Origin of the sequence: Psychrobacillus sp. MER TA 171 (genome assembly GCF_023713305.1) — a bacterium.
Taxonomy (GTDB): Bacteria; Bacillota; Bacilli; order Bacillales_A; family Planococcaceae; genus Psychrobacillus.
In genome coordinates this window covers 288,552-307,193 of sequence record NZ_JAMAWN010000001.1, presented here as the reverse complement: position 1 = coordinate 307,193, position 18,642 = coordinate 288,552, and the positions used below count along the sequence as shown (strand labels likewise).

17 protein-coding genes and 1 pseudogene are annotated in these 18,642 nt (G+C 40.1%); 4 read left to right on the top strand and 14 right to left on the bottom strand.

From position 1 onward, the window contains the following. Positions 1 to 2 precede the first annotated feature (2 nt). The 4 genes from M3627_RS01365 to M3627_RS01350 form a co-directional block, all read right to left on the bottom strand. A complete protein-coding gene (locus tag M3627_RS01365) occupies positions 3 to 728 on the bottom strand; it encodes a gamma-glutamyl-gamma-aminobutyrate hydrolase family protein (protein ID WP_251552681.1) in 726 nt (241 codons plus the stop codon). A 72-nt stretch (positions 729 to 800) separates the two neighbouring features. Then, the gene (locus tag M3627_RS01360) at positions 801 to 1,751 is read right to left on the bottom strand and encodes a dipeptidase (protein WP_251552680.1); all 951 of its coding nucleotides are present in this window, start codon (positions 1,749 to 1,751) and stop codon (positions 801 to 803) included. Between the two features lie 408 nt (positions 1,752 to 2,159). Beyond that, positions 2,160 to 3,587 (bottom strand): serine hydrolase domain-containing protein, encoded by a 1,428-nt coding sequence (locus M3627_RS01355; protein ID WP_251552679.1) that lies wholly within the window; start codon positions 3,585 to 3,587, stop codon positions 2,160 to 2,162. Positions 3,588 to 3,669: 82 nt separating this feature from the next. After that, a complete protein-coding gene (locus M3627_RS01350) occupies positions 3,670 to 4,611 on the bottom strand; it encodes a bile acid:sodium symporter family protein (protein WP_251552678.1) in 942 nt (313 codons plus the stop codon). Between the two features lie 92 nt (positions 4,612 to 4,703). Here M3627_RS01350 and M3627_RS01345 point away from each other — a divergent pair, with 92 nt between their 5' ends. Both M3627_RS01345 and M3627_RS01340 read left to right on the top strand, forming a co-directional pair. Beyond that, a complete protein-coding gene (locus tag M3627_RS01345) occupies positions 4,704 to 5,513 on the top strand; it encodes an alpha/beta fold hydrolase (protein ID WP_251552677.1) in 810 nt (269 codons plus the stop codon). Between the two features lie 21 nt (positions 5,514 to 5,534). Beyond that, positions 5,535 to 6,296 (top strand): ABC-2 family transporter permease, encoded by a 762-nt coding sequence (locus tag M3627_RS01340; RefSeq protein ID WP_251552676.1) that lies wholly within the window; start codon positions 5,535 to 5,537, stop codon positions 6,294 to 6,296. Positions 6,297 to 6,478: 182 nt separating this feature from the next. Here M3627_RS01340 and M3627_RS01335 read toward each other — a convergent pair whose 3' ends face one another. The 3 genes from M3627_RS01335 to M3627_RS01325 form a co-directional block, all read right to left on the bottom strand. Then, entirely contained in the window at positions 6,479 to 6,631 is a 153-nt protein-coding gene (locus tag M3627_RS01335; protein WP_251552674.1) for a hypothetical protein, read from the bottom strand. A 100-nt stretch (positions 6,632 to 6,731) separates the two neighbouring features. After that, complete coding sequence (locus tag M3627_RS01330; RefSeq protein WP_169361463.1) at positions 6,732 to 6,911, bottom strand: hypothetical protein; 180 nt, start codon at positions 6,909 to 6,911, stop codon at positions 6,732 to 6,734. 12 nt (positions 6,912 to 6,923) lie between these two features. Then, the gene (locus tag M3627_RS01325) at positions 6,924 to 8,144 is read right to left on the bottom strand and encodes a helix-turn-helix domain-containing protein (RefSeq protein WP_169361462.1); all 1,221 of its coding nucleotides are present in this window, start codon (positions 8,142 to 8,144) and stop codon (positions 6,924 to 6,926) included. Positions 8,145 to 8,254: 110 nt separating this feature from the next. Between M3627_RS01325 and M3627_RS01320 the strand changes: the two genes are divergently transcribed. After that, on the top strand, positions 8,255 to 9,550 hold the full coding sequence (locus M3627_RS01320; protein ID WP_169361461.1) for a S8 family peptidase: 1,296 nt from the start codon (positions 8,255 to 8,257) through the stop codon (positions 9,548 to 9,550). A 290-nt stretch (positions 9,551 to 9,840) separates the two neighbouring features. Here M3627_RS01320 and M3627_RS01315 read toward each other — a convergent pair whose 3' ends face one another. After that, positions 9,841 to 12,084: a hypothetical protein gene (locus M3627_RS01315; RefSeq protein ID WP_251552673.1), complete on the bottom strand. Its 2,244-nt coding sequence runs from the start codon at positions 12,082 to 12,084 to the stop codon at positions 9,841 to 9,843. 166 nt (positions 12,085 to 12,250) lie between these two features. Here M3627_RS01315 and M3627_RS01310 point away from each other — a divergent pair, with 166 nt between their 5' ends. Then, positions 12,251 to 12,388 carry a hypothetical protein gene (locus M3627_RS01310; RefSeq protein ID WP_251552672.1) on the top strand — a complete coding sequence of 46 codons (138 nt, stop codon included), beginning with the start codon at positions 12,251 to 12,253 and terminating at the stop codon, positions 12,386 to 12,388. Positions 12,389 to 12,439: 51 nt separating this feature from the next. Here the strand turns inward: M3627_RS01310 and M3627_RS01305 are convergent, their stop codons facing one another. The 6 genes and pseudogenes from M3627_RS01305 to M3627_RS01280 form a co-directional block, all read right to left on the bottom strand. After that, positions 12,440 to 13,303: an NAD-dependent epimerase/dehydratase family protein gene (locus tag M3627_RS01305; protein ID WP_169361520.1), complete on the bottom strand. Its 864-nt coding sequence runs from the start codon at positions 13,301 to 13,303 to the stop codon at positions 12,440 to 12,442. 41 nt (positions 13,304 to 13,344) lie between these two features. Continuing rightward, positions 13,345 to 13,824, bottom strand: coding sequence for a metal-dependent hydrolase (locus M3627_RS01300; protein ID WP_169361519.1), 480 nt, complete (start codon positions 13,822 to 13,824; stop codon positions 13,345 to 13,347). 461 nt (positions 13,825 to 14,285) lie between these two features. Next, positions 14,286 to 14,593 (bottom strand): annotated as a pseudogene (locus M3627_RS01295) (transposase); the annotation flags it as partial. 518 nt (positions 14,594 to 15,111) lie between these two features. Further along, positions 15,112 to 16,548 (bottom strand): aldehyde dehydrogenase family protein, encoded by a 1,437-nt coding sequence (locus M3627_RS01290; RefSeq protein WP_169361518.1) that lies wholly within the window; start codon positions 16,546 to 16,548, stop codon positions 15,112 to 15,114. Positions 16,549 to 16,566: 18 nt separating this feature from the next. Further along, entirely contained in the window at positions 16,567 to 17,313 is a 747-nt protein-coding gene (locus M3627_RS01285) for an SDR family NAD(P)-dependent oxidoreductase (protein ID WP_169361517.1), read from the bottom strand. Between the two features lie 12 nt (positions 17,314 to 17,325). Then, positions 17,326 to 18,396, bottom strand: coding sequence for a tartrate dehydrogenase (locus tag M3627_RS01280; protein ID WP_169361516.1), 1,071 nt, complete (start codon positions 18,394 to 18,396; stop codon positions 17,326 to 17,328). Positions 18,397 to 18,642 lie beyond the last annotated feature (246 nt).

Genomic DNA, 18,642 nt, shown 5'->3' with positions numbered 1-18,642 from the left:
GCCTATTGAAAAGACAGTCGTTTACTTGAATTTTTACATGCTTCAATAAATCCTTTAAATATCGCCTCGGATGAATCATCTCCAGTTGTGACTAAGCATTCTGGATGCCATTGAATACCAATGACAAAGGAATGATGTTGACTTTCAAATGCTTCAATAACTCCGTCGCTTGCAATACCCGAAATTTGATAGCCCTGTGGAATTTTACGCACCGCCTGATGATGAAAGCTATTTACTTTAATGCGGTCCTTTCCAATAATATGCTTTAACACAGTTCCTTCTCCGAGCTGCACAAAATGAGAAGCATGAGTACGTGGAGCTTTTTGATCATGCTGAAGTAAGGTTGTTTCGATTTGACCATAAATATCCTGATACATATCTCCACCAGCTGCAATACTCATAATCTGAGCACCTCGGCATAGACCTAAAATTGGTTTATTTTGCTCCAGCATTTTTTTAATAAGCTCAATTTCAAATTCATCTCGTTCTGGGACAATACTTCCGAGACTTCTATGTGGTTCTTCGTCGAAAAGTGTCGGATCAATATCTCCTCCACCTGTTAAAAGTAAACCATCTATTAAGTTTGCAATAGAATCTATCAATTCAGTCTCCATATTCGGCAATACGATTGGAACACCTCCAAATCTTGTTACCGCATGAATGTTATCTGTAGGGACGGAAAGTACAAGCTCCGTTAAATTAGATGAAACACCGATAATTGGTTTCATAGAAACCTCCTTAATATTTTCCTGTATTATACAATTAATTTTGAATTTAGTAAATAATATGAAATTTTAACTTTATTGGATTGCTCGCATATTTAAGAAGTTTTGGTAAGCGAACCCTTTCACCTCATCCTCTGAAAAGCTTTTTAATAGCTCATTGATCAAGACTGGAAAATCGGAGGAATTATGAAGGCCATTTGTATAAAAGTCCATTCCATCAAAATCAGACCCAAGCCCAATTTGCTTTACGCCGCCTAAAGAACAAAGATGTTCTATATGCTTAATAAGCTCTGGAATTTCAGCAGTCTGGTTCCCGTTAATAAAAGGAGGGTAAAAAACTACATGGACATGCCCACCACGTGCAAACATCGCTTTAACTTGGTCATCATTCAAATTTCTCGGGTGCTCACATATAGCAGCAGCATTGGAATGCGAAGCAAAAGGATACTCCGCAAGATTCATCACATCCCAAAATCCTTTCTCACTTAAATGAGAGACATCCGTCAAAACACCATACTCATTATTTAAAAGCACTACCTCCTTACCAAAAAGCGTAAGCCCTCCACCTCTCGGCTCACCTGCTCCATCTGCACATAAATTAGCATTATTCCATGTGAGCCCTATGGATAGCACACCTAACCTGTAAAGCTGACGAAGCTTCATCAGATCATTTCCAAATGCATCAGCACCCTCCAATGCCAAAACCGCGCCAATTTCACCATCCTTTAAACTTTTTAAATCCTCCCATTTCTTTATATGCTTCATTCTCGGATTTTTTCCCAATACCTCTGTATAAAACAAATCTATTTGCTCCAAGGCATATAACCACTTCTGGTCATCTGGCACATTCGGAAAAATAAAAACTGCAAAAAACTGCACAAGGACATCGCCTTCTATCAACCGCACCATATTAGTTTCTAACTCCGGTGCATCAACAAAGCTTAATGGATTTACCTTGTATATTCTTCCTTGCTTAGCTAGCTGTAGCTTCAAAAGCGCATCACAATGCGTATCTACTATTTTCAATTAATTTTCACTCCTTCTTATCGTCATCAAGTTGCTCTGTTTCTAATCGGGAAGATAAACCTTGCTAGTGTTTGGCCCAATTGTCGGTTCATTTAGCTAATCGGTCGGTTTTGTGCCATAATCGGTCGGTCGCCCTGAATTATCGGTCGGTTTTGCCACATAATCGGTCGGTTACCCCGAATTGTCGGTCGGTTTTGCCATATAATCGGTCGGTCACCCCGAATTATCGGTCGGTTTTGCCACATAATCGGTCGGTCATCCTGAATTATCGGTCGGTTTTGCCATATAATCGGTCGGTCACCCCGAATTATCGGTCGGTTTTGCCATATAATCGGTCGGTCGCCCCGAATTATCGGTCGGTTCTGCCATATAATCGGTCGGTCACCCCGAATAATAGTCTGCTATGCACTACACCTGATCCGAGCTTTTTAATATTTGACGGGAGCTATAGAAAATACGATTTATGTTTCCGTCTGCTCCACTTAGAAACTCAATTAGATTTTCTTGATCCTCTAAAGTTCCGATAAACAAATTGCCTTCTACACATTTTAAGGGGTTGGGACCACTTGCCGTTAGAATGGCTAGGCATCCATCCACTATATCCACTCTTACCTTCATACCCTCTCCAGAAATGAAGGTTCCTTTAAATTTGGAGAGCTTCTCTACTGGCACATCGTGTGTTTGAAAATGCATGTGCTTGGTAGCCGGCTCCCGACCCTCTATGCCATTAAGTGCTCCAAGGAACAGCTTGTCGGATGGAACATCTGCTAGACTGCTTAATAGCACTCCAGAAATTCCTTTCTCAGGTAAAATTCCCATAAACGAAGAAACTCCCTTCAAGCCCCCACCATGGTTAATAAAGGTAGTCCCAAAGTAATTGGGAATGATTCGTAGACCGTACCCGTAAAATCGTCCTTTTTCGAACTCTACATGTGGATAGACCATCTGCTGTACACTTTCTGGTTGTAGAATTCTATTCTCTCCAGCCATTCCTTCATTTAAAAACATAGCCAGATACTTCAGAATGTCATTTATAGTGGATTTTAAATAACCTGCTGCTCTCATGGAAGGTGCATCCCACCAAAGAGGAGCCTCATATACGTCCACCCCCTCTGCAGAGTAGCGCGACATATAAAGTGTAGTCGCATTTTCTTTCTTCTTTAATTCCTCCAAATCAAAAAAGCTATTATTCATTTGGATTGGCTTTAAAATATGATCCATTACGTACTCTTCATAGGATTGACCACTCACTCGATCAATAATTATTCCTAGAATTCCGTAGCAGTCATTGGAATAGCTGAACTCCTCCCCTGGTTCACCAAGCAGGTCGAAGTCTTGTTTTGCAATGTAATGAAGCAACTCCTCATACGTGTCAATCGCCGGCTCAGGATTGTTCACTAGGTCTAAACCATAATCTTTTGCGGATGGATCCTGATCGATACTACGCTTCCTTGCATAGACATGAGTTGCAATTGGCGGAAGACCCGATGTATGAGTCATCAAATGATGTATTGTAATTCTCTTGGATTTTTCTTCGTCGTGCGTTCTAAAATCTGGTAAATACTTCACCACCTCGTCATGGACAGACAGTTTACCAAGCTCCTGAAGCTGCATAATGGCTACACACGTAAAGGACTTCGTCATGGAGGCTATGCCGAAAATCGTGTCTGCATCGATGGGAAGCTGTTTTTCCACATTTCGATACCCGAAGGCTTTTTCATAAATTCGTTCATTGTTTTGATCAAAGGCAATACCTACCCCAGGGATTTTGTGTTCTTTTATGAGATCCTTTGCATATTGCTCGAATTGCCCCATCATCTCTATTTTATTTACCATTTCTTATCCCCCTTTATTATTATGAAAATATTTTAGCATAATTGAACTGTCAAAAGTCGTAATTATTTGAAAATAAAAATAATTACATTTTTCTGTAGTGACGTTCAATAAAGGAGTTAAACAAGGAAGCAAGCACTTGTTGAAAGAGCATGCCAAGCACAACAGGAATAGCAACTGCTGGCGGGAAGTATGCAGTTGCTAGAACAACTCCCGCGCTTATATTGCGCATCCCTCCAGTAAAGACCATTGCAATTACCGTTTCCTTCTCCTGTTTCAACAATCTCCCCGCTGAAAAAGAAAGAACATAGCCTAGAAAAGCGATAATGATTACAACAATTCCAAGCCCTACTAAAGCAAACCCTCTTTCCAATAAAAACGGAGCAACTACTGCCCCATTTAGCATTACCACTATTCCCATGCCCACCTTAGAAAACGGAGAAAGCCTAGCACTTAAAATATCGACTACCTTGCCCTTCGTTACCTGATTTAAAATCATTCCTACAATGGAAGGAATAACAATCGTCCAAAGAAGTCCGATCATCATACCGAGTGCATCAATCTCTACTGTTTCACCTACTAGAAGATGAAGTGTTAAAGGAACAATTACGGGTGAAAGAAGCGCTCCTAATAAAATAATCGTAAGTGCCAGCACATTATTTCCTTTTGCCACTGCAACCCATACAAAGCTAGTAATCCCTGTAGGTATAGACATTGCAAGTACTAGCCCTGTAATCGTCAGCATTTCTCCTGGAAACACGAGATAACCGATTCCAAGCGACAGCAAGGGCATAATAATATGCAAAATGGTGAATGTCACGAAGATGGGAAGTGGATGTAAAACAGCATCCTTGAAGGAAGCGAAATTTGAATTTAGGCTACCTGCAAAGGTCATAAATGCAAAAATCCATGGTATTAGCCATGCAAAGTCAACAATATAATCGGATACTAATACCCCGATTACTACACTGACTGGAATAAAATAAGCCATCGTTTTTTCCAAAAATTTATTTATGGTGAGCATCATGGTCTATCAGTCTCCTATCCTAACTGTCACTAAAGAATAACCTTATGTATTTCCTCATATATTGATATATCGGATAATATAGGAGGGCTTATATGGGATATTATGTAAAGGTTGAAAAAGGTGTGAATATATACATAGAGGATATTAACCCATCAGCCGACAAGACGATTTTATTTATTCATGGCTGGCCAGCTAACCACCAAATGTTTGAGTATCAATTCAACCAGCTGCCCGCACTTGGCTACCGCTGTATAGGTCTTGACTTGCGTGGCTTTGGAAAATCCTCTAACCCCTGGGAAAGCTACTCCTACAACAGAATGGCTGACGATATCCGAGTTATTATAGATACGCTACAGCTGGAGAACATTACGCTTTTAGGTCACTCGATGGGTGGGGCAGTTGCCATTCGGTATATGTCTCGTTACAAAGCTCATCAGGTCGATAAGCTGGCCTTAGCTGGTGCAGCTGCTCCAATGTTTACGATGCAGCCCGATTTTCCTTATGGCACCCCTATAACAGTAGTAAACGAATTAATAAGCGATACGTATAATGACCGACCAAAAATGGTGCAGGATTTCGGCAATCTGTTCTATCACCGTCACTTAAGCGAAAGCTTTCAGCACTGGTTCCAAAATCTTTGTCTTACTGCGTCTGGCCATGCAACTGCGCAATGCTTAGAAACACTGCGTGATGAAGACCTCCGAAGTGATCTTACCCGCATTCATACTCCTACACTTATCCTCCACGGCAAATGGGATTTAATCTGTCCCTATGAACTAGGAGAGCTGATGTACGTGCAAATTCAAAATTCTATGTTAGTCCCTTTTGAATATAGTGGGCATGGTTTGTTTTATGAAGAAAAGGAAAAGTTTAATGAAGAGCTTGCTAGATTTATAGGCTAGAACAAAAAAGGAGGAAGAAACATGCAATGTCCAAATTGCAATCATGATCAAGTATCAGGAAATTATTGCTCAGATTGTGGAAACTATTTACTGAGGCATCAAAGAGAGATTATTAAGGAAGCTGCTATTGCAACTGAGGCGCCCATTGCAGTAAAAGACCACCTGGCAACTTTGAAAAACCACACAAAGCAGTATTCCAATTATTTTATGCGCCAGCTTAAAAGTCCCTCGTTAGCATATAGCAAAGGAGAAAGCGAATTCCCGAATGCTACTGTAAGTATTCTTCTATTTACAGCTCTTTTCTCCTTCTCGATTTATCTTTTTGCAGTTAACCAGTACTGGAGCAATCCACCCAGCTTTTTATCAACATTTATGGAAGTTTTCTTCGTCACGTTTGTTTTAACATTAATCGCAATCCTATCCATCTTTTTTATAAACACTATTTTTGGACCACAGCACTCTTTTAAAAGCATTATTAGCTTCTATGCAGGACAGCTACCAATTGTGATCATTGGCACTGCTCTTTCCGTGATCCTTATGTCTTTAAAATCTTTCGCCTTCGGGAACGGAATGCTAACCGTGTGTTTGTTATTAGCTGTTTTCTTCATCCCGCTTTATGTCATCAGTGCTATACTTACGAGCAAACAAGAAAACTTCGAGCCATTATATGGCTTCCTCTTATACATCGTTCTATACTTTGCACTCTTACTCATGATTACAATGATGATCGGCAATCTAACGATTAACAGTTATGTACAAAATCTAACCTATTTGTTTAAGTGAGTATAAAATCGTGGACCGTCATGTTGATGACGGTTCTTTTTTTGGGCTTTTCCAGGTTTGCTAGTTTCCGCAAGGTTCTTGTTAATCTCTGCAAGGTTTTGATTCGTTTCCGCAAGGATTCTGATTCGTTTCCGCAAGGTTTATGCGCGTCTGTGCAAGGTTTTTTGCTCTCTGCAAGGTTCTCACTCGTTTCCGCAAGGTTCTGCTTCTTCTCTGCAAGGTTTTGATTCGTTTCCGCAAGGTTTACGTCCTTCTCTGCAAGGTTTTTTGCTCTCTGCAAGGTTCTCACTCATTTCCGCAAGGTTCTGACTCGTCTCTGCAAGGTTCTCACTCATTTCCGCAAGGTTCTGCTTCTTCTTTTGCTAGGTTGTCCCCCGTCTCTGCAAAATTCTATGAAACTAAAAAAAGAAACCCCGAAGGATTTCTCTTTTTGAATTAGCCAATTGGTGGATGGATTGGGATAGTGTTTGTGCTTGAGCCAATCGGTGGGTGGATCGGGATAGCGTTTACTTCGCCGCTCGCACTAGATCCGATTGGTGGATGGATAGGAATAAAGGCGATTGCAACACCTGCTAATGTAGCTAAAATTAGAGCTTTTGTAGATTTTTTCATCATGGACACTCTCCTCTATTGATTAGTTAGTAGAACGACTTTCTCAAATTTACCTTCTTGTCGGTAATAGTCCGTTAAAATGACAAGGAATTGATGGTGAATCTCTTTAAGGTTTTCTCCTCTTGCTGTATAGGGAACTAATTTTTCCTCTAAAAAGGTCATCGCCTTTTCCCTCTCACCCTCCAACAAAAATAAATAAAAGCTGGAAAACAATCGATAATGCATGATTTGCTGCTTTTTAGCCTCGGACTTCAACAAAGTAAAGCTTTCCTTACATGCTTCCCATTGCTCTAAGCGGAACTGGGTTTGCGCCAAATTATATAGGCACAAGAGATAATTATCGGAATTCGCAGGGATAATGGCTTTACTTTTTTGAAAGTACTCTAAAGCTTGCAAATAATCTCCCATCCGCAGATGTAAGTCACCTATATTGTGATAGATTTTTGGAAGGAGATGTTGCTGGTTAAGCAATTCTATGCTTCTTAACAAATGGGTATACGTATTTAATGCTTCATTGAAAATTTTGGCCCGTGAGTAGTTTAAAGCAAGCGACATAAGTGTATGAAGGATTCGTTTGAAGTTGTATTGGTTACTATAAAATTGCAAGGCCTGCTTACCGTATATGATCGCTAGGCTGGACTCTTCTAAATGTCCCTTTACAACTGCTAGATGATAGTGAAGCTCTCCGGTAAACGATCCTAACTCAGCTTGATCATGAATAATTCGAGTAAGTTGCTTATCTGCTTCTTCAAATCTCCCCCTTAACATTAAAATTAAAGCACCCATGTATAAAAGTAAATACTTCTCATATTGGGAAAAATTTTGTTTCTGGGCATGTAGCCATTTTAGCTGATATTCTGCAGCGTCTCTATTATTTATTAATAGGTAATAGCGTAGTTTATAAAGTTCGTATAGATAAATATGATCCGTAAACACAATAAGCTCATGATAGCCCTCTAAAGTTTTGAATACTTCTGTTGCCTTTTCCTCTTCTAAATAATGAATATGACATAAGAAATCCTTTATTAAATCGAAAATTTGTTTTTCATTTGCCTGTACATCCTGCAAATCAATTTTTAAACGCTCCAGCAACAAACGGATTGTCTCAACATTTGCTTCCTTACTGTTATTTTCTATTTTGCTGAGATGAGGCACAGAACATATTCCATTAGCAAGACTTGTTTGCGTTAATCCTCTCTTTGTTCGATAAAATTTTATTAGCGAGCCAATCCTCATAGTACCCCTCCTAATTATTGTAAGATATTTTTTCCCAATAAACATAATTTTCAAAATGTGTTAGTTTTAATATTGTACTACAAAACTAAACCGAAAAGGAGTTTTCACAGATGAGCAAATTTAAAATCGCACTAGCAAGCCTCTTAATTGCAGGTTCACTTGCAGCACCGGTCCAAGCAAGCTCACCGGAAGAAACACCATCCTCAGTAGAGGACAGAAATTCTAATGCTGGGGTAGAAAAGTTTCGGGTGTATGTAGAAGCCAATAACAAGGCGAACAAAGCGTCCTTGGCAAATCAGTACGAAGTAAGATGGGAGCTTTCGGAAAATGGGTTCTCTACGGATATGAATGAAAAGCAGTTCCAAGCTCTTCAAAAAAACAAAAACATTACCGTAACAAAGGTTCCAACGGTTACGCTTGATCTGCCAGCAGAAGATTCTACTACTCAACCAGCAGATTACGAGACTGCAGCAAACGCATCTCAGCAAACTCCTTGGGGCATTAAAGCAATTTACAATAATAGTAGTTTAACCTCCACTTCAGGTGGAAATGGCATTAATATCGCGGTATTGGATACGGGAGTAAATAGAAATCATACGGATTTAGTAAATAGAGTAGAACAGTGTAAAAACTTCACAGGCTCTACTACGGTTATCAACAATAGTTGTTCAGATGGAAATGGACATGGTACTCACGTTGCTGGGACAGCCCTTGCAGATGGCGGCAGTGACAAATCTGGAGTTTATGGTGTAGCGCCTGCAGCAGATCTTTGGGCATATAAAGTGTTAAGTGATAGTGGCTCAGGTAGCTCAGATGATATTGCAGCAGCTATTAGACACGCTGCAGATCAAGCTGTTTCTACAGGAACAAAAACAGTTATTAATATGTCATTAGGATCTTCTGCAAATAATAGTTTAATATCAAGTGCAGTTAACTACGCGTATAGTAAAGGTGTATTAATTGTTGCAGCGGCTGGAAACTCCGGTTACTCTCAAGGAACAATCGGATATCCAGGAGCATTAGTAAACGCTGTTGCGGTAGCAGCTCTAGAAAATGTACAACAAAATGGAACTTATCGTGTAGCAAACTTCTCTTCTCGTGGCTATGCTTCTACAGACGGTGATTATGTAATCCAACAAGGTGATGTAGAAATCTCTGCACCTGGTGCAGCTATTTACTCCACTTGGCACAATGGTGGCTACAACACAATTAGTGGAACATCTATGGCATCTCCACACGTTGCTGGACTAGCGGCTAAAGTTTGGGCACAAAATCCATCTTGGTCTCATACTCAACTTCGTACAAACTTACAAAATAGAGCAAAAGCAGTAGACATTAAAGGTGGTTACGGAGCAGCAACTGGAGACGACTACGCTTCAGGATTCGGTTTCGCTCGCGTACAATAACATCTGATCTACAAATTTGGCTAAACGTAATCATAAGTGAAATTATTATTGAAAATATAACTACCATAAATAATCTATAAAACAACAAAACTGCACCCCGGCAACGCTCGGGGTGCAGTTTTGTCTATTAAACACCGTTATTAAATCGATTGCATTACGAGAGCATTACGGGTGCCTGGCACCTGCAATGCTCTCGTAATAATATTGGTATAGTTTTCACTTTGTTTCAATCGGTGTGAATTGTTATACTGAGATATTTTACAAGTGCCAGGCACTTGTAATAATTAATGTTAGTAGTTTTTGATTTGGTTTGTTGGTTTTGTTTGGATTTGTAGGCCGTATTCGTTTGTTATTCCTTCTATCGAGACGATGGTAAGTGGACCTGTTAGCTTGTGGTCTTTTCCTTGGTCTATGAGTTGGCCGTCGCTTTTTCTTGTGCTGAGTAGACCGAAGTCTATTGAGAATGCACCTTTAGTTTGGGAGAAGATGGTTTTGTTTTGGTTGTTGGTGTATTTAACCTTCGTGCCATCTCCATCTACTACAATAATAGAGGCTTGTTTAGTAATGATTGCTTGGTCTTGTGCGATTACTGCGCCATTGGCGTATTGGACTGGCGAAATGTTGAAGGTGATTTTTTCGTTGGATAGGTCATCGTCCTTGCTCGTTCCTTCTGTTATACTCCCCACTGCAAATGGACCTTCGACTACCCTCAAGGTTGTTTCTCCCCATCCTACGTAAGCCGGTATAGCTTTACCTGCAGTTTGCTGAAAGATAGAGAAATCGGTTACGGCATTTGTATCTACTTCGGCTACAAAGGTCCAGCTCCCTTTACTATCGGCCTTTGCCTTACCGAGGGATGTGCCATTGTTCTTGAAGAAAAACAATTCATAGTTAGGTTCTGCTGTGCCTTTTAGCTCCACTTTGTTCCCATGGATGCGATAACCGGAAGTGCCTGCCTTGACCGCAAATTTTGTGTCTAGCTTGACTGCTGCTATTGATGCATTCTTTGATATATTAAATAAGGAGGTGGAAACTTGGTGGTATTCACCATTAATAGTGTCGCCAATATCCAGCCCACTTTTAAAGCTGTCCAACGACACATTTATTCCTTCATTTTGAAAGATGTCATTATATATCTTCCAGCTATACTTAACTCCCTCTGTGGTCACAAAATAATTGTTTTTATTATCGATAAATCTCACTGTTTTATTCCCAATCGCACCTTCTTTTGGCGGAGCATAAAGATTAAACACTCCAGAAGTCTGCGTTTCTACAGCCTTATTTTTAACGATCTTATGAATAGCAATAGTTTTATCTAACGCAGCTTGATTGGAATTATTGGCTGTGAAAACAATTTGTATTGCTCCATTCTTATCCGTCTGAGCATTAATCGACTTAGCGCCTGCATTATTGTTAGCTGCTCCATTTACAGAGATTAGCTTGACGCCAGCTGGTATATCAATTCGAACTGCTTGGTTACTCGTGTTTTTAAAGACAGTTGAGAGTGACAAAACCTCTGTCGTTTCTTTATGCTGAATGTTTTTATCGCCTATATAAACAGGTGATATATTTCCTGGAACTGCAAAGCTCACCGAACCATTTTTATATTTAATCGTATAGGTAGTTCCAGGTACCTGTACAGATGTTTTTAATGTAACGTTAAATCCATCACTGCTCAGAGATGCACTACTAATAGTCATCCCATTATTGGCTGTGAAATCGGATGCCTTTGCAGAAGAAATAGATCTATTTAACTTAACGAGTACGGTCGTGTTATCAACACGAGTGACAGCTACTGCATTCATCGGCAAAGCATTGTTAATATTATTAATTGCTGCTTGTAGGCTTTTTTCCCACTTTAATGTTTCAGCAGTTAAAATCGCCTGTGCCTCATATACTTTAGCTGAAGCCTCTGTGTATCGTCCTCTGTTTAAGTCCTCTTGTGCACCCTTAGCAAGCATATGAACCGTCACATCATTTTTTAGCTCTGATATTAGCTTTTCAGCCGGGCCTTTTACTGCTCCTCTAATTCGATCACGTGTCGATTGACCATATACACGGTCTAACAGAATCGTCTGCTTTCGAAATTCCGCTGTCATTTCATGATAAGCCTTTTCCACTTGATTTAAATTATTTGCCTGTACCGCTAAGGATAGCGCATTTGTCTTTGCATGTATTTTACCGCTTGCTGTAATAGCATCTAAATAGCCCTGTGCACGCTGTAGCTGAGTTTTGGGCTCTATCAATAAAGACTCGTACTTTAATTTCTCCGAAAAGCTAGCCTTTGCAAGGGCAGCCTCCACTTTTACAATTGCTTGCTTCACATTATTAAATTGTTTCCACGGCTGAGTGACCCCATCCGCCGACCCCTCCACCGAAATTGCCCACTTCAATACATTTCCAGCATTTTGTGCATCCACAACTAACTGGTTTAAGTTTGATGTGGCTTCAACCTGAGACCCTGGAGTCACGGCAATTATTGCTGAAGTAGCTACCACTGTAGATAAAATCAGCTTTCCGCTTTTATTCCTCATATTACTCTCCCTCCTATCGTTTATCGCTCAAGCCAATATATGTTCAAGACATATAAACTTATGAGAATAAGAGAGATTAGAAAAGCGCAACCGCCTTTCTCTGCACCGACAGGCAAATGGGGAAAAGCGAGGAGGCAGTTCCTCAGCCACCGGAGCTTTTATCCATTTGACCCCGAGGGGCAAGGCGCTGGAGCTAGACATCCAGAAAAGCGCAACCGCCTATGTCTGCCCCGACAGGCAAATGGATAAATGCGAGGAGGCAGCTCCTCAGCCACCGAAGCTTCAGAACTTTATAGTTTCCTAAACAACAAAAAAACTCTGCCCAAGCTGAGTAGCTTTAAACAGAGTGATAGATTTACAACTTTTTAAGCAATTTTGGCAAGTAGTCATGCAAATCTTCAAAAGAATATCCTAAGCTTTTAGCACGTTCATTACTCATCAGCCAAGTTTTTGATAGATTGTAAGGTGAATCTTCTCCCTCAATGGGATTTAAGCTAATACTCGCCTCTTTACCCGTCTCAGCTTCGATTAAATGAACTAAATCCTTCAGCTTAATCTTACCGTTGGTGGTCGCATTCACAGCTCCGGTAAATGTAGAGAGTCCAATCCACGCAAGGAACTGTCCAATCTCTTCCTCCGAGATAAAATCTATATAAGCATCCGAGTTTACTAGATGAAATTCATCTCCGCTCATAATTTTCCCAACATAATATTTCAATCGGTTGGTGTAATCATGTTCACCAATGACGATTGGTGGTCGAACAGCGGCTACTGGAAACTCCGCGTGCTGAAAAAAGACAGCCTCCGCTTGGCGTTTTCCTTCCGCATAGGTAAAGTTCTCTTTCGTTCCCATGACTATGGAATGCTTTTCTGGAATAAAATCTTCCTCTTTAGATAGCTCTTTTCCTTCATAAACAGACTTTGAAGAAGTAAGAACATACTTTTTCGTATGTCCATTAAACACTTCTACCGCGTCCAACGCATCTCTAGAGGCATAACAGATTTGATCAAAAACAACATCCCATTTTTCTGATTGAAGCTTCTCTTTGTCAGCCAACAAACTGGATCGATCTATAACCATCTGATTTACTTTTTTAGAAAAAACATGTGCTGTATTTCCTCTAGTTGCGACTGTTACTTCTATTCCTTCATTTAAAAGTGCCTCCACTAAATGAACACCAAAAAAACGGGTTCCACCTAAAACCAATACCTTCTTCAAAGTTCCACCCCTCTACTGGATATTCATACCATTATAACGGATTAAAAATATGTAGTGAAAGCCCCGTATCCAAAATAAACGGTAAGAACTGATAATATACCAAACACGATACTCTCCACTGTTCCACCAGTTCTCGTAGTTATAGGAAAACGAACTGTCACAGGTATTGGAAAGAATAATTTAACTCCATTTTTCGTAGCCATATCTAAAAGAAGATGACTTGCTACCCCAACTGAAACTCCCATCATAATGGACTTGTCCCAGCTAAAATAATTCATCAATGCAACTAATAGAAGAATGAACAATAGACTATGCGTAAAGGATCTATGTCCAAACACTTTGTTAATAATTTTAGATATGAGTGGAAAACGTCTTCCTATCATACTTCCACCGTGGCAAATATCCGGTAGAATCGCACCTGCCACTCCTCCTACGACCAGCAATACCGGGTCATAATCTGTCATCTGTGAAATAGCAAGACTTGCTGCAAGACCGCCAATAATATGTGTGTTTCCTGTCATGCTATTAATTCTCCTTTTCTTATGTATCGAGAAAGCATGAAACATTTTACACTATTTGGTTTTATATCTAAATAGGTGAAATATCGTAACCTATCCATTTAGTTAGGCAAAAAGACACTGTTTCCACTAAAAAAGATACTTCTTGTTCACTGGACAGGAATTCTACAAGAACCATCTAATGAATTAAGGGAAAAAACGGGGCTAGGACAAAACGCTCCTCAACAATAAAAAGCCTCGAAAATTTTACGACCTTGTAATTTTTCGAGGCTTCTATTCAAATATACCTGTAGTTGTTTTCCGTTACAGTGGACGCTTTCCGGGGGCACGGCTTCAATCTCCTCGTTACTTCGTTGAGGGCACTGAAAAACTTACGTTTTTAAATTTGTTTTTGAAAATAAAAAAGGGTACTTTTTGTTCAAATTGAACAGAAAATACCCTTTTTCATTTTCTTATTCTTGCTCTCATTCGTTGAGTAACTTTAGGATTCGCTTCAAGTTGACCGCAAATATGGTTGTGGCTCCTTGTATTTCCATGCCAAAAAGACCCCTCCTAATCGTTTATCGTAGCCGTGTCCACCCTTTAACTCACTATTCTTTGCCTCAATTTTATATCGCTCTTTGGCAAGCTGTTTAAATTCTTCGGTATTCTGAAATGCCTCTTGTTCAAGGTGCTCTGTCGATTTAATTGTGACACAATATGTTTTAGATTTAGATCCTTCTTTGTAACACCCACCTTTGAAAGGGCATATTTTACATTTTTCCACATCAAAATTATTTTTGATTTGAGGGTTACGGTTGCCATGTATGGACTTAAGTTCAGCGTTTCTTGGTTTGAAATCATTGTGCGCACCCCTGTATTTACTTTTCTTTGGTATAGCAAGAAAAGATTTTTTTGCCTGAGCACATTTTTTAAAAATTCTATAGTGGATTGGAGTGCAGAGCGGTGACTCCTAGGGGATTAGCGGCCACGGCGAGCACCCGGACTGAGCGCAGCGAGGGAGAAGGCTTGCCGGGCCGCCCCCAGGAAAGCATCCGCTCGGAACGGAAAGACACGGATTCAGGAAATAGGAGCTTTATTCATACTCTATCCCTAAGCGTTTTAAAAGTACTTTTTCAGTGCTCTCACTTCGTTCCTGCGATGCTTTCAGCTCGAGCTGTTCCCCCAGGAATCGCCAGCTCCACTTCAAACAACAAGAATTGAAAGGTTTCTTACAAGAAATTGTGCGGACCTTAAAAATGAAGTAAAAACATGAAATCGAGTTTCCGTTTCATTTTTTTTAATTCACTACTAAATTTTAACCTGAATAGCTAGGTTTTTAATTTGTATATAGTTTTGAACGGCTAAATGACTTTTTTCTCGTCCAATCCCACTCTTCTTATATCCACCGAAAGGCATTTGCACGCCTCCAGCTGCTCCATACGTGTTGATAAAAACTTGACCAGCTTCAATACGAGCAGCTACATAATGAGCCACGTCAATATCCTTTGACCACACTCCAGCAACAAGGCCATATTCAGTTTCGTTTGCTAGCTCAATTGCTTCTTCAACTGAATGAAAGCGGACAACGCTCAATACTGGCCCAAATATTTCCTCCTGAACATAGCTCTCTTCATGACTAGTTGCTTCGATAATTGTAGGGGAAATATAATATCCATTCTCATAGTCTCTTACCTCTACACCCTTCCCTCCAACTAGCACATTGCCTTGCTTACTTGCTTCACTTAAAATATTTAAAATACGTTCGTGTTGCTTTTGGTTAATGATTGGCCCGACATCTGCATTAATGGATGCTGGTCCTATGGATAGCTCTCCAAACCTGACAACAAGCTGCTCTAGTAGCTCATCAGCGATCGTGTCCTGCACTAGCAGGCGTGAGCCTGCAGAGCACGTTTGACCCGCATTTTGCGTAATGGAATTGACAATGGCAGGAATTGCACGATCCAAATCGGCATCCTGGAACACAATGTTGGGTGATTTACCACCTAACTCCAGCGTTACAGGTACAATGTTCGCTGCTGCAGATTGCATGACCGATATTCCCGTCTGTACAGATCCGGTAAAAGTGATTTGGTTGATTCCTTTATGTGAGCTTAATGCTGCCCCAACCTCAGCCCCATATCCAGTTAAATGCTGAAAAACTCCCTTTGGAAGCTTTTCATGAAACCATTGTGCTAGAAAATTTGTGGACAAAGGAGTATCCTCTGAGCTTTTTACAATTACTACATTTCCGGTTGCAAGTGCTGCTCCTACACTTCGCGCAGTAATTTGAATCGGGTAATTCCAAGGGACAATATGTACTGTTACGCCGATAGGCTCCACTACTGTTACATTCAATAAATTCTCTTCAATTGGAATTGTATCACCGAACACTTTATCAGCAATACCTCCGTAAAACTCGAAGTATCGGGCTGCTGCTTCTACATCGGCTCGGGCTTGATTCATCGGTTTTCCAACGTCCAGAGATTCAAGCGCTGCAAGTTCCTCTGCATGTAATCTTATGTAGCCAGCTAGCTCCACTAATAATTGTCCTCTTTGAAAAGGCTTGAAGGCCTTCCATTCTTTGCTCTTCAATGCCAGTCTTGCTGCTGCCACAGCCTCGTCCACATGCGTTTCATTACCACGAACGATTTGAGCTATTACGTCACTTGTAGCAGGATCCCGTACATCAATCCACTGGTTGCCACTGACCCACTCTCCATTAATTAGCATATTAATTTTTTCCATAAAAAGCTTCCACCTCCTTTAAATATTCCTACCACCGTCCACATGAATCACTGAACCTGTAATGATTTGAGCCGCATCGGACAATAGATGCACAACTGTTGCAGAAATGTCAGACGGTTTAATCAATCTACCTAAAGGAACACTTTCTGCAAAGATATCTTTATTCAGCACTACTTCCCCTTTTTGAGAAGAAAACTGTCCTAGCATTTGAGTATCAGCAGGACCAGGATGTATTACATTTACTCGTACGTTATAAGAAGCAGCTTCTAACGCAAGCGCCTTAGAGAATGCCTCGACAGCTCCTTTTGATGCTACATAGCTTTGAAGACCTGGTCGTGGTCGCGTGACAGAAACTGACCCAATGTTGATAATCGATCCATTTTTAGCCTCCCTCATGTAGCGTATTGCTTCCTTACATGTTAAGAAAGTCGCTGTTGCATTGATATTGATAAGCCTATGCCATTCGGTTAGTTCTACATCTACTATTGACTTAGCAGCCTGTGCAATTCCAGCGATGTTCACTAAGCCATCTATTCTATGAAACTCATCATTTATCTCTTTAAACATGGACTGTATACTATTTTCATTTAACAGATCAACCTGTTTCACTCGTAAATTTGTATGTTCCACCCCACCTACAGCATCGGTGTTAATATCTAAAGCAACCACAATTGCACCTTTCTCTAATAAATCTTGAACTACTTGAAGGCCCATTCCTCCACCAGCGCCTGTTACTACGATTACTTTGTTTTCAACTACACCCATTTCTCATCTCTCCTATGCGTAAGATTTAATGTGTTTCATAATTTCCTCAGTAAACTCCGTAGTATTAGCATTCCCGCCTAAGTCAGGGGTTCTAACTTTACCTTCCACTAATGTTTCCTCAATTCCGTCCACGATTACGTTAGCTAGATCTGAGTAGCCTAAATGCTCCAGCATTAAAGAAGTGCTCCATATTTGAGCAATCGGATTGGCTATCCCCTTACCTGCGATGTCTGGAGCAGAGCCATGAATGGCCTCGAACATAGACGGATACTGTTTTTCTGGATTGATATTCCCTGATGGAGTGATACCTAGACCACCTGAAATTGCTGCTCCTAGATCCGTTAATATATCTCCAAATAAATTACTACCTACAACTACATCAAAAATTTCCGGCTTAGATACGAAGAAAGCAACAAGTGCATCGATATGATAGAATTTTGCTTCTATCTCTGGGTAGCCTGCTCCAATTTCCTTTGCTATTTCGTCCCAAAAAGGCATCGAAAAGTTAATAGCATTAGATTTAGTTGCAACCGATAAATGTTTTGAACCTCTTTTTTGCGCAAGCTCATATGCGTATTTGATCACTCGCTCACTACCCATGCGTGTAAACACACTATTTTGAACAACAACTTCATAAGGAGTTCCCGCATGCAAGCGACCTCCACTGTTTGAATACTCACCCTCTGTATTTTCTCGGACAACAACAAAATCTATGTCCTCCACACCCTTGCCGACTAAGGGGCTTTGAATTCCTTTCAATAGCTTGATCGGTCTTAGATTAATATATTGTTGAAACGCTCGCCTAATCGGTAAGATTAACTCCCATACCGAGATATGGTTAGGCACTTTAGGATCACCTACTGCCCCAAACAAAATTGCCTCATAGTCTTTTAATATAGACAGCCCATCTTCCGGCATCATTTTACCGTGTTTTAAATAGTAGTCACAATTCCATTCATAAGGATTAACCTCAAAAGTGACACCACCATGTATATCTTCCACAAGCTGAAGCACTCTTCGGGCCTGAGTCATCACCTCTGGTCCTATACCGTCTCCTGGAATACAAGCAATTTTATGTATCATAATTAAATACCCCACCTCTATTTCTACTAAATTAATAAGATTATATTATCATTTAAATAATAGTCTGGTAAAGTTTTTAACAAATAATTTAAAATTATCAAATAATTTTAAATTTGATTTATTAACGACTTCATTGGGATAAGTGGGATAAATCAGGATATTACAACATCTTAGAAAAGCCTTAAGTATAAATAAAATATGTTCTTCATAGAAACTGATGGGATAAAATTAATAATTAAAATAATC